Origin of the sequence: Lunatibacter salilacus (assembly GCF_009797935.1) — a bacterium.
GTDB lineage: Bacteria > Bacteroidota > Bacteroidia > Cytophagales > Cyclobacteriaceae > Lunatibacter > Lunatibacter salilacus.
This window is the reverse complement of record NZ_VOLC01000005.1, coordinates 33,269-45,641: the sequence shown is the minus strand read 5'-3', so window position 1 is coordinate 45,641 and position 12,373 is coordinate 33,269. Positions and strand designations below refer to the sequence as shown.

General features: G+C 40.3%; 12 protein-coding genes. 4 read left to right on the top strand and 8 right to left on the bottom strand.

Annotated features, from left to right (window positions below):
* Positions 1-151 precede the first annotated feature (151 nt).
* Entirely contained in the window at positions 152-1,015 is an 864-nt protein-coding gene (locus FQ608_RS08480; protein WP_158857439.1) for an RnfABCDGE type electron transport complex subunit B, read from the top strand.
* A gap of 65 nt (positions 1,016-1,080) precedes the next feature.
* Here the strand turns inward: FQ608_RS08480 and FQ608_RS08475 are convergent, their stop codons facing one another.
* Both FQ608_RS08475 and FQ608_RS08470 read right to left on the bottom strand, forming a co-directional pair.
* The gene (locus FQ608_RS08475) at positions 1,081-2,079 is read right to left on the bottom strand and encodes a type II toxin-antitoxin system antitoxin SocA domain-containing protein (protein WP_158857437.1); all 999 of its coding nucleotides are present in this window, start codon (positions 2,077-2,079) and stop codon (positions 1,081-1,083) included.
* A gap of 7 nt (positions 2,080-2,086) precedes the next feature.
* Complete coding sequence (locus FQ608_RS08470) at positions 2,087-2,440, bottom strand: type II toxin-antitoxin system MqsR family toxin (protein ID WP_199856341.1); 354 nt, start codon at positions 2,438-2,440, stop codon at positions 2,087-2,089.
* Between the two features lie 114 nt (positions 2,441-2,554).
* On the opposite strand from FQ608_RS08470, the gene FQ608_RS08465 reads away from it, so the two are divergent.
* Positions 2,555-2,716, top strand: coding sequence for a hypothetical protein (locus FQ608_RS08465; protein WP_158857435.1), 162 nt, complete (start codon positions 2,555-2,557; stop codon positions 2,714-2,716).
* Between the two features lie 92 nt (positions 2,717-2,808).
* Here FQ608_RS08465 and FQ608_RS08460 read toward each other — a convergent pair whose 3' ends face one another.
* The 3 genes from FQ608_RS08460 to FQ608_RS08450 all read right to left on the bottom strand — a co-directional run bounded on the left by FQ608_RS08460 (position 2,809) and on the right by FQ608_RS08450 (position 6,648).
* Positions 2,809-4,149, bottom strand: a complete 1,341-nt coding sequence (locus tag FQ608_RS08460) for an ImmA/IrrE family metallo-endopeptidase (protein ID WP_158857433.1) — start codon at positions 4,147-4,149, stop codon at positions 2,809-2,811.
* Positions 4,150-4,993: 844 nt separating this feature from the next.
* Complete coding sequence (locus FQ608_RS08455; protein ID WP_158857431.1) at positions 4,994-5,479, bottom strand: hypothetical protein; 486 nt, start codon at positions 5,477-5,479, stop codon at positions 4,994-4,996.
* Positions 5,480-5,490: 11 nt separating this feature from the next.
* Complete coding sequence (locus FQ608_RS08450) at positions 5,491-6,648, bottom strand: zinc-dependent alcohol dehydrogenase (RefSeq protein ID WP_158857429.1); 1,158 nt, start codon at positions 6,646-6,648, stop codon at positions 5,491-5,493.
* Between the two features lie 486 nt (positions 6,649-7,134).
* Between FQ608_RS08450 and FQ608_RS08445 the strand changes: the two genes are divergently transcribed.
* On the top strand, positions 7,135-8,259 hold the full coding sequence (locus FQ608_RS08445) for an MBL fold metallo-hydrolase (RefSeq protein WP_158857427.1): 1,125 nt from the start codon (positions 7,135-7,137) through the stop codon (positions 8,257-8,259).
* Positions 8,260-8,574: 315 nt separating this feature from the next.
* Positions 8,575-9,282 carry a ThuA domain-containing protein gene (locus tag FQ608_RS08440; RefSeq protein ID WP_158857425.1) on the top strand — a complete coding sequence of 236 codons (708 nt, stop codon included), beginning with the start codon at positions 8,575-8,577 and terminating at the stop codon, positions 9,280-9,282.
* A gap of 89 nt (positions 9,283-9,371) precedes the next feature.
* Here FQ608_RS08440 and FQ608_RS08435 read toward each other — a convergent pair whose 3' ends face one another.
* Genes FQ608_RS08435 through FQ608_RS08425 form a run of 3 tightly spaced genes read right to left on the bottom strand, consistent with a single transcriptional unit; the run spans position 9,372 to position 12,344 of the window.
* Entirely contained in the window at positions 9,372-9,962 is a 591-nt protein-coding gene (locus FQ608_RS08435; protein ID WP_158857423.1) for a YeeE/YedE thiosulfate transporter family protein, read from the bottom strand.
* 13 nt (positions 9,963-9,975) lie between these two features.
* Positions 9,976-10,509, bottom strand: coding sequence for a YeeE/YedE thiosulfate transporter family protein (locus FQ608_RS08430; protein WP_158857421.1), 534 nt, complete (start codon positions 10,507-10,509; stop codon positions 9,976-9,978).
* Positions 10,510-10,553: 44 nt separating this feature from the next.
* Entirely contained in the window at positions 10,554-12,344 is a 1,791-nt protein-coding gene (locus FQ608_RS08425) for an SLC13 family permease (RefSeq protein ID WP_158857419.1), read from the bottom strand.
* Positions 12,345-12,373: the final 29 nt, after the last annotated feature.

The following is a 12,373-nucleotide window of genomic DNA, read 5'->3' as shown; positions in this document are numbered from 1 at the left end:
TGAATGGGTTCCTTAACCAATACGCCCAACCACATCCAGTCAGGGAGCGCCAGTATCAATTAATATCCAATATCCATCAGTATCCAATATCTATGAATATCGGATTACACTTTGAATTAAAAATTAAAAATGAAATGAAATAAAGTATCCCATGACCATTCTAACCGCAATACTAGCACTCGGCGGACTGACGCTTCTCTTGGCATTGATGCTGATCATTGCCAATAAGAAACTCTATGTCTATGAAGATCCGAGGATTGATGTGGTGGAGGGGATGCTTCCCCATGCCAACTGCGGTGCTTGTGGCTATCCCGGTTGCAGGCCTTTTGCGGAAGCTTTGGTCAAAGGAGAAATGTTGCCAGGAAAATGTACCGTAAGCAGCGAAGAGGGTAGAAATGAAATTGCGACTTACTTGGGCGTGGATGCAGGTTCGGAAGAAAAACGGGTGGCGCGGCTTGCCTGTGCCGGCGGTATCAACGTAGCCATTAACCGCGCCAACTACGAAGGAATGAGCAGTTGTCGCGGGGCAGCTTTGATTTCAGGTGGGGGCAAGGGTTGTTCTTGGGGTTGTTTGGGGCATGGAGACTGTGAGGAGGTATGTGATTTTGATGCTATCAGCATGAATGCCTTTGGTATTCCCGTAGTGGATGAGGCAAAATGCACCGCCTGCGGGGATTGTGTGGAGGTTTGCCCCAAAGATCTTTTTTCTATTCATCCTGTAAGCCACAGATTATGGGTGGCCTGTAAAAGTTTGGAAGCAGGGGATGGGGTTTTGGAAGATTGTGAGGTAGGTTGCACCGCCTGTGGCAAATGTGCCATGGATGCCCCCAATCTGATCACCATGATCCATAATCTGCCCGTTATCAATTATTCCAAAAACCACCAAACCCAGGTCCCTATCCAAAGATGCCCCACAGGTGCGATCGTGTGGATAGATGAAAAAGGAGGCGTTATCAAAGGTGCGGAAGCTAAAAAAATTATAAGGAAAGGGAAGTTGAAAATTGGGGAGAGTTGAGTTTTTAGCTTTTTCAACTTTACCCATTTGGTTTATTTTTTACCTGGAAATAGTTTGATTATGGGTTAAATGGCCTTAAGTACCAATGCATATTCATAAGAAATAAACTGCTTTCCATGAATATTTTCCAACCACCCTTTTTCGAGATGGCTAATTTCAACTATCCCATTTGTTGAAATGTCTTTAAATTGAGATGTGATATTTTCAAGTGTGACAAGTTCTTCTTTTGTAAAAACTTCTGAATTGAATGGTCTATCTTCTCTACCAATTAATTTTTCTACTCTAATTCCATCTGCCTTATCCTCATAAAATATATCTATTACATCATTTTCAGATAAATTTTCAAAGATAGTTTCAAACATATTGGGAACAGGGCCAAAATTTATTGCTTTGTATTTAACTCCGCTTATAGAATTTCCAAAATATTTGAAGTAAGAAAAATCTGCATAAAATAGCAGCTTGTTCATCTTTGTTTTAAAGCATGGTATTTTTTGGGCAAAGAAAACAATCATTTCGACAAATTTTTCGAGGTTTGGCTTACTATAGCCTGTCAAAATATTGGCCTCATCATCACCCATTAAATAATCCTCGAGATTGATTAGTTTTTGTTTGTCTAAAGATATTAACCGATCAATTCTTTTTAGAAGATCAATTTTTGTGTTGTTAGATTTCGGGTTCCAATCCTCAACCAGGCTCTTAAGTTTAAAAGGGTCCCTAGCAAGTTTAATCAAATTGGCATTTGCCAAGGAAGGAAGTTCGCCCTTCTCATATAGCCCGTATGTATTTTGACCAAAACCCAGAATTTCTCCCATCCTAATTGCGGAGAGACCATATTTTTCTCTTATTTCAATGATCTCTTCTCGTTGAGGAATATGATTTTTTGCCCGGTAGGCATGCTCTACCATCAACAGATTGTATTCATCCAATTCTGTTGTCGTAAATTTCTCTCCTGTATCCTCGCACAAGTAAAATTGGAATCTTGTTTTAATTTCTTCCTTCCGAAAAGTGACAGTTCGTACCTCATGCTTTAAAGGCATTTCTTTTCCAGTGAATGGACTTTTCATAAAATGGTTATTTGAAAGGGTATTTTAATTTTCGCTCGGCAACATGAAAGGATATACAAAGGACTTTTGAACCTAGTATTCCTTTTGTAATCTTAATATAGATTTCTTGCCCTTTTACAATTTTCCCAAAGGCCCACATTTCTTTGGTACCGTGAATTTCCTCCGGTTTAGGACCTTCTGAGTAATCTTCAACTATTAATGCTTCCAAGATTTGCTCTCGATCCATCGGACGGATATCAAGTTGGGTGAGTGTTTCAAAGTTTTTTCCTCTATCATCAAGGAATAACACGCCCCAAACCTTCATTTTTTCCTTAAATTCTTTTAAGAATTGGCCGACTTTTCCTTCAGATGTATTTTGCAAAGTTACCACGATAAAGTGTTAAAAAACAAATTTATTGAAAAAAATTAACCTTTAAAGGTTAATTTTGAATTCATTTTTATTTAATCGAAAACAAAGCTTAGAATTGAATTTGAGATGAAACCTGAAATTTACCTCCCAAAAGCCGTAAAAATGCTTAGCCGATTAGATTTGACTAGAAATTATGAAGAAGTCATTCGATCAGTCTTTGATCATGTGAAAAATGTAGGGACAATGGTGGTCACCTATAATGCTGGAAAAGGAATCCTGCGGGGCTGAGACTTTGCTGGTTTTTTACCTTTTGGGCAATTAAAATCCAATACTTTTAAAATCAATTAAATCTAATTCCTCAATTTGAATCGCCATTGCTTCTATAGATACTTTGAATTGGTTGGCAAGAGACTCAAATGATTTACCTGAATAAATGGGGGTAGAGGCGATAAAACGGGAAAGATGCCTTTTTTCTTTGTACTTCTTTTTAAATCACTGAGACTGATTCCTAAGTGAAATGCCACATCCTCATTTATCTTGAGTTTTTCGGTATGAAACCTAGCTAAAAACTGCGCCTTCATTTCTTTTCGGGGCATAAGGAAAAAAGCAGCGAATTTATCTGCCTGAACTTCTATGGAATCTCTTCGTGGGTTATCAATCCGCGAATCTAATTCTCTATCCCGATGGAGCAACCTTAAACTATTGTGATGAAGAATGGCATGGCCGAGCTCATGAGCCATTGTATATCGTTGAACCGGTGGAGAAAACTTAATTGCTACCCGTACTATTTTTTTGACATTGTCAATTGCTCCTGCAGTCTCTTTTGTACCATCAAAATCATTAAACACCCCAAGGCTTGGGACCTTTTTGATATCATAGCCCAAAAAGTTAAAAGCCAACTCAGCATTAGTAACGGAATCAAGGTCTTTGGATGTCGAGTCATTAAAAAGCTGCAACTGGAATGCCCGAACCGTTTTTTCAATTTCACTAACATTTACCTTGGATAAGACATTACCAATTTTAAACTGAGAATGTTTCGCCTTTTCTATTTGTCTTTGAAGGACCTTTATTTTGATTTGGGCTTCAGAGTAGGTTTTAAAATAGTCTGATCGAATCTTGTCAATCTCCAACTCAAGGTCATCAAATTCTTCGTGTCCGATAAGCTGCCTAAGGTTTAATTCGGCAATATGCAGGCTACCAATTATTACTGAAAGGGAGTTTTGGATTGCCAATGCTGAGTCTCCTCTCGCACCCTTAAAACCATTCAAAAAAACATAAAGCCCCTCTCTAGCAATTTCATGAGATAGCTTTGCGATCTCAATTACAATTTTTGTAGCTGAAAGATGATCTTGGTCTAACTTGGATTTTACCTTAAGAAACTTGTTAGGAATTCCTTCCTCAATTTCAGATTTCAGATGGTCACGAAGTTTCCGAGTCGTTATTACCTCGTCATAGACAATATAATCATCATGAAAAAGCTGGTTTAGTTGGGGTATATACACATTTTCAATTTTCTCCTTTAAAACCTGCATTTGAGGCCATTCATGACCATACTTTTCTTTTTTATTCGGTTTCAATGTGATTTTTATGACTGTTAAGAGCAGTTGCGCATTAACCATCACTTGCAAAGCGGCCGAACTTCCAGAACCTGGAATGTGCTTTCCAGCTCCAATTTTTTCCAACAATTCGTCTACTGATATTTTTGAAAAGTCTATTTCCATCCTTGTAACTAGATAAATCGGTTTAAACTTCCCTAAAAATACAACTAAAAAAAAATTCTAAGTGATTGGGAATCCAAATCTGAAAATATTTTTACATTTTAAGTCTGCCCATCACATATTTCATATCTCCCTCAACCCTAACTCCCTCAAGAATGTATTATGCTTCTCCCTTGCCTCCTTTGCTCTTCGGTTGATATCTGCAAAACGGAAAGACATATGCGAATGATGAAGAATGGATAGAGGATTTGAAGAACGTTTTTTATGTAATCAGTTTAAAAGACGAATCAGAAACCTATGTTGAAATACCACTAGCTGAATTAATAGGCAAGAATCTAGAATTTCAATTAGAACAAGTATGTGTTAGTGTTCTAAAATCATTTGGTTTAGAAGATAAGTCTCGCTTCCCAAATTTTAAGGCATTGTATATTTTCTTGACAGAAAGGTTTAGATTCCAAGAAGATGAACTCGAAGAATTATCACCTTTTCATGAACAGCAATAATGAGACACCAGCCCTTTTAAAGGTATAATATCCGTACACCAGCCTGAACCAACTCTCCCCCTTATATCCTTTTTTTAACTTTTGTATAAATTAGCAAGTATTGTTGATCAATAAATAAAGTCAGATTTATCTGAAATCGCCATCTTCGGCTAGCTGTATTACAATGCAAAGCACACTAAAAAAAATGACAACCCTGAATAATCAGGACTGTCATTATTTATATAGAATTAATTTAAAGATCCGGATCAGTGAGTAAATCAGCACCAAAAAAGTGCTGTGCCTGCCTCCTTACATCCTCCCTGATCAACCTGTAACATGTTGAAATTGGAATAAGGAGGCACTCACTATCTATTTTTCTTTCCGCGAAGCAACAAAACCATTCCTGCTGTGATGGCTGTATAAATTGCCAACTTTTTGATCAAACCCTTTTTATCGTATTTCCACTGAGCAGGCCAGCCTTTTTCCACAATAATATTGGGGAATTTTCCATGTTTGATATCATCAATTACGCCTTCAATGGCATTTACCCTGTCAGCCACGATAAGCGGGATCCAATGACTAAACTCACCTTCTCCATACTCAAAAGCAAAGCGTCTTAATTTTCCGCTTAGGCCGGACGGCTCTGGTCCCAAACCATACACAGCACTTACATTAGGCCGTTCGTTGGAATGCAAAACTTCCTGAATAATTGGTTGTTGCTTTTGGGCTTTTCTTTCATATTTCAATGGCCCTTCTTTTCGTTTTTGTATCGGATAAGTTGGATCGTTTTTGGGATCTGCATCAATTCCCCAACCTTTAATGTGCGAATTATCTTTTGTTTCAGAATTCATAGTTTTTTTCTTTAAATGCTAACAGTTGGTGGAATCAATACAGGCTTGATCATATAATCCAGTTTATCGGAAAACATCCTATAGGCATCAGCTGCTTCCTCCAATGGTATTCTGTGCGTAATTAACTCCTTCGGATTGATGATACCATCCTGCACATGTTTGATCAGTCTGGGTAGCAGTCTTTTTACGGAAGCCTGTCCCGCTCGAATTGTGATTCCTTTGTTCACCACATTTCCAAAAGGTACCAGATTCCCGGTAGGGCCATATACGCCCACTACAGAAACGATTCCTCCTTTTCTTACCGAATTGATGGCCCACTGTAATGCAGTGGCCGATCCTGCCTGTAGCAATAATTTCCTGCCTGTGATGGTTTGCAAAGCATCGCCAGCTGCTTCTGCACCCACAGCATCTATACATACATCGGCGCCTACCCAATCAGTAATTTGTTTGATAAACCTTACCGGATCCTCAATAGAAAGAAAATTATAGACTTCGCAGTTCGCATATTTCTTTACAAAATCAAGGCGATATTCTTCCTTATCGATCACAATCACTCGCCCTGCCCCAAATAACCAAGCACATTTGGCCGCCATAATCCCAACTGGACCTGCACCAAACACCACAACCGTATCGCCTTTTTGTATCCCCCCCATTTCGGCAGCTTGGTAGCCCGTGGGTAGAATGTCTGTGAGCAAAACGGCATCATCAAGATCCATGTTTTCAGGTATGACCATGGGACCAACATTGGCATAAGGCACCCTTACATATTCTGCTTGACCGCCTTGATGACCCCCTGCAAGATGTGAATAACCAAAAATTCCGCTCAATGCAGTAGACTGGGCGTTCGATTCATGACAGGAAGAATATAATTCCTGCTCGCAAAAAAGGCACTCGCCACAAGCAATGTTGAAAGGTACGATCACATGATCTCCCACGCTAACATTTGTAACATCACTGCCGATTTCTGCTACAATACCGACGAATTCATGGCCAAATACACTACCTATCCTTGTGTCGGGCACATTTCCATTGTATAAATGAAGATCAGAGCCGCAAATGCATGTTCTGGTTACTTTGATGATGGCGTCTTGTGGATGCTGAATTTCTGGTATTGGGGCATCTTTGTCCACACGGATTCTTCGTTTACCTCTATAATTTGTTGCGAGCATTATGGTTTATTTAAAAATTGAAAGATAAATTTTGTACAGTTGCCAAAAGACTTTGGCGAACGTTAAAGATCCAAACTATGTGTTTTGTCTTATTGAAAAAATTCAAATTCAATGCCAATAATCCGTGGTTCTCGCCTTAGTTCCCGCATCTTAGTATTTTCACGGGATTGGCTTTCAAAAGGCAATTTTTAATGTCAATTACCCGGAAAATAAAGTTTTGTACCACAAAAAATTTCCGCATACTTATGGGCCAAACCCCACATTGTGTAACTAAAGCAACCCAATGGGGGAAGGTAAAAATCTCCCTTGAAATATGATAATGAAGTTATAACATCACTTTGGATATAGCCTGATTACCGCAGGCATGCTGGCGGAACCGAGTAAATATTAAAATCAGTATTTTTAATAATTTAGGAGTAAATTTGAAGGGTATGGCTCTAAATACCCTTTCTCCAAACTGAATCACCAAAGTAACCATTTATAGGAATGAAGAAAATATTGAAAATAGTACTATGGACCTTAGCCATACTTCTTATGGTAATAGGGAGCTTGGTATATTATTTAAGTAAGCAGATTGGCAGTATGGATTCCTTGGAAGAACGTAAGGCAAGATTCTCCGAGCTGGCATATTATAATGCCGAAACCGATCAGTTTCTAAGTCTGGAGGAATTGGTCCATTATCCGGAGCAAACCACAGGAGGCGATGCAGGTCCTGCTCGGTTTTTTAAAACTTCACCAAATGCACCGAAGTTTCCACTACCCAAACAGCTAATTACCAAAAGCGATTTTCCAGAAACTCCTTCAGATTTTGCTGCCTGGTGGATTGGTCATTCTTCCTTTATTTTGGAGCTTGATGGAAAGCGTATCTTATTCGATCCGGTTTTTGAGAATGGAGGTCCCCTCCCGTTTATTTTAAGAAGGTTTGGTGCGTCTCCCATAAAAAGAGAGGAACTGCCTGAGATTGATTTAGTGGTCATTACCCATGATCATTATGATCATTTGGAGACTGCTACCATTAAATTTCTGGCATCTAAAAACACAGAATTTATTGTACCATTGGGTGTGGGCGCCCGGTTGGAAGGCTGGGGTATTAAGAAAAACAACATCAGCGAGTTGGGTTGGCATGATGCCAAGACTGTTGGATCTTTGCAAATAACCGCTCTTCCAGGAATACACTACACAAGCAGAAGTTATAATGATAGAAATAAAACCCTTTGGGCCTCTTTTGTAATTAAAGGTGCTGACAAAAATCTATTTATAAGTGGCGATACCGGATATGGCACCCATCTGAAAGAGATAGGAGAAAAATATGGTCCCTTCGACCTGGCTTTTGTGGAGATAGATGGCTGGAACAAAGGGTGGCCTTTGACCCACCTCTTTCCCGATCAGGCAGTTCAGTTATGTCAGGATATAGATACACAGCTCATGTTTCCCATACATTGGGGAGTCTTTGATTTGGCATTACACCCTTGGGATGAATCTATCAAAATGGTGGCTGATCTGGCAGCAGAAAATAACATCGAACTGGTGACACCCATTATGGGCGAAAAAGTTATACCCGGTCTTAGCCCAACCAGTAATTGGTGGGAAATTCCAAACAAGGACAGATAACTTGTCGCATGCCCCTGTTATATACTTAGTTTAGGTCAATATTTTCACCTTCCCCTTCAACCCATCTGCCTATTTGGCGTATAAGGGTCACCTGCCATCATGTTTCAAAATTTGATCTTTCTCTAGATTTTTTTACCGGTGCCGCTCAGGTGTTTTGTTAATAGCAATTGAAATCAATCCCACCCATTTTTTTACACCTCCAAGACCACTTTGAGGTCTAATGCATATTCGTAAGATATAAAATTCTTATTCTTCTCATTTTCAATCCAAGCCGGTTCTTGATGGCTTATTTCAATAATTTCCTAAATTTAACCTATGAAAACGTTGCTACTGATTTGCGTGTTAGGAATGCTTACCTGCGTTGCCTTTTCACAGGAGAAAAATGACCTCCAGGTGTTGTTGATTACAGGGGGGCATGACTTTGACAGAACCGCTTTTTTCCAATTGCTGCATGAGCTGCAGGGTATGACCTTTACCGAAGTAAAACACCCGCAGGCCAATGATTACTTCGTCGGGAATAAAACGGATGCTTTTGATGTAATCCTATTTTATGACATGGTTCAGGATATCAGTTCAGCTCAAATGGAGGGCTTTGAAAAATTGGTGGAAAAGGGCATTGGTCTTGTTTTTTTACATCATTCCATTGTTTCCTACCAGGGTTGGGACTACTACAAAAATACCGTTGGGGGTAGGTATCATGAAGGGGGTCCCATGGCGTCGAATTATAAGCATGAGGTTGATTTTAACGCAAAACTGATTTCCCCGTCACACCCCGTCCTTCAGGGATTGGAGGATTTTAAGGTGTTTGACGAAATCTATGGAAACGTGGAAATTGGTGAAAACGTGAATCCACTGATAAAAACTGACCATCCCGACAGCATGCCCTATCTCGCCTGGTCACAGGAATTAAACCCCCATACCAGAAGTGTATACATTCAGCCGGGACATGGGCCGGAGGTTTTTTCGCTGACCCCATTTCAACAGCTTTTAAAACAAGCACTGATTTGGACCGCCTTTAGGTAAAGGTCAAAGACATAAAAATTACCAGCATCAAATGATGAATAGATCTGTTTTCTGAAATGAATCCTGGTTTTCAAATCAACGGTTTTTAATCAAAATCCCGCTCTCTCAATCCAAAACAGCACAAGTACAATTAGCGTTATCGCAGGCACCACCACTACCCAGTCATTCACTTTTAGCAGGCCTGGTAGTGTGATATCGCCGAAATAGCCTTTTTTCAAGATGCCGTCCTTTAGCTTAGGGTACATGATGGCAAATATCCACGTGCCTATAACAATACCTGCCAATCCACCTGTAATGGCATCCAAATATCCGTTGCCAACGGCACCTGCAATGGTACCAGGGCAATATCCAAGCACCGCAAAGCCAACTCCAAAAATCAATCCGCCAATTACATTCATTCCCACCGATCCGCTCTTCAGTGAAAGCTTAACCCAGCCCATTGATTTCATAAAATAAATCCCAATCATCCCGGTAGCTACAGCCGAAAGCATGATTTTCAGTACGGTAAAATCGATCAGCAACAACTGACCTACGATTACATCGTATTTGGTTGCACCGCCTTTGTGGAGCAGAAATCCGAAAACTATACCGAAAGCCAAACCAACATATAGGGGTCTTTTATCTTCTTTTTCCTCGGTATCGCTTGTTTTTGCTGAAACTTTTTTTTCTGATTCTTTCATAACCTGTTCTGTTTTAAGCAATGACAAAATAAATAATATGGGCAGCTATGATTCCTCCAATAAAAAAGCAGACGGCTGAAATCCAACTGGATACGGCTAGTTGCAAAGTGCCGCTGATACCATGTCCGCTCGTGCAACCGCCGGCAAAGCGTGCGCCAAATCCCAGAATGATGCCTCCGATGACTGCGACAAGCACTCGTAAAATCGCACTGTCACCAAAAGCTGATGACCACAGTGATGGTACCCATACCCCTACTTGGAAATCTCCGGATAGTATGGCAGAAATAAATGACCCGATTACAACTCCAATTACCAGCATCCACTGCCAATCTATCTGGAGTTTGATCTTCTCGTAATAGGACCTTTGGTTGGCTTTTTCTCCCCTCACCATTTCCTCTATCATACCCCCAGCACGGGCAAAGGTGGTAGAAGTGGCAATGGGTTTGCCTGATATCAAAAAACTCAACCAACTTAATATCCCGATCCCTATTCCAACTGCATAGGGTGACCAGTAAGTGTCTGTAAAAACTGAAGCAATTGTTTCCATAATCGATTGTTTTAAGGGTTAAATTATTTCTCCTTTTGAGTTTATTAGATGATAAAGAAATAAAATATTGAAACTGTGATAGCCAGAAAAAGGATTGTCATTCCACTCCCTGCTTTCATATAATCGGCATTGCGATAACCTCCCGAAGACATCAGAAAGGCATTAACTTGGTGGGTAGGTAGGATAAATGAATTTGCCGCACAGACAGCCGCCATTAGAACAAGTGGTCTAGGATCAATATCTGCAATACCCGCCATGCCCATAACCAGTGGAGCCAATACCACAATTGCCCCCACATTGGACATAAAGAGTGAAAAAGCGGTAGACAACACCCCAACCATCAGCACGAAGTAAATAGGATGCAAATCAATGACAACATCCATAATAGATTCGGCAAGGAACATGGCTGTTCCCGTCTTTTGCATGGCCACACCCAATGGAATTAATCCAGCCAGCAGAAAGACCACTTTCCATTCTATGGAATCATAGGCCTCTGCCATATTCAATACGCGGGTAAGAACCATGCATAGGGCACCGGTTAAAAACGCCATTGAAATGGGAAAGCCAACCATTGCCAGGGTAATGGCCAATACAAAGCAGCCTATCGCCGGCCAGGTTTTTGATTTGTCTTTTTTATCCGCTTCAAATGAGGTGAGAACAACAAAATCGGCACTTTTTTTCAAATTCTGTAATTCGATCCATCTTCCATAGACGATTAGGGTGTCGCCAGTAATGATTTCCACATCTGAAAAATTCCCTGCTACCCTTTCGCCTTTATGGAATAGTACAATTGGCTCCACAGCGTATCTTTTTCTTAAAGAAAATTCCCTGATACTTTTGCCGGCAAGTTCAGAACCAGGCGGAATAATAATCTCTGCAAAACCGCTACCATTGGCATCAAAATCATCAGAAAAGAGTTTTGAGCCAGAAACCTCCGTGAGGTGGAAATCTTTGGAAAACTGCTCTATGTTTTCGGTTGACCCTAAAAGTGCAAGGGTTTGGCCTTCTTCAAATTTGGATTCCCGCCAAGGTGCGTAAACTACATCCTTCTCCTTTCCGATTCCGATTAAGTTCACGTGGTATGTATTCCACAGGTGCGCCTCTTCTGGTGTTTTCCCGACTAATGAGCACTTTTCATTGATGGAAAGTAATTTTATATTATGCGGTAAATTAAGCTTTTCCACGAGCTCTTCTTGCTCCGATTTTTTATCTTCTCCAATTTCTTTTTGCGGTAAAACTTTATTTCCGAACAGTAGGAAGTAACCAATACCCGACAACAAAAGGACAATGCCAATAGGAGTGACGCTAAATAGGTTGTAGGCTTCAAGCCCTTCATTTTTTAACAGGTCATTTACAAGAATAAGCGGGCCTGAACCAACCATGGTAAGCGTTCCTCCTAAAATGGCAGCAAAACCAATGGGCATAATAAGCGAAGAAGCGGGAATTTTTGTCTTACGTGAGACCTGCAGGATTCCCGGTAAAAAGAGCGCCGCCGCACCAATGTTCTGAATTAAACCTGAAAGCACCCCCACGGAAATGGAGAGTAAGCCGATCAAATTCCGTTTGTGATTACCGGCTTTGCTGATAATAAATTTTGAAAACTCATCCATGATTCCCGTTCGGGAGATGCCACTTCCCAAAATCATCACACTAAGCATGGCTATCACGGCATTACTGGAAAAACCTGAAAACATCTCTTGAGAATCCAAAATACCCGTCCAGCCAAGTGCCAACATACAGGCAATCGCAACAATATCAATGCGTACCAGATCAAGTACCAGCATTATTACTGTCAGTCCAAGGATTACCAAGACGATGATTATTTCGGATTCCATTTCTTTGATTGAGAATTTATTCAGCGCTC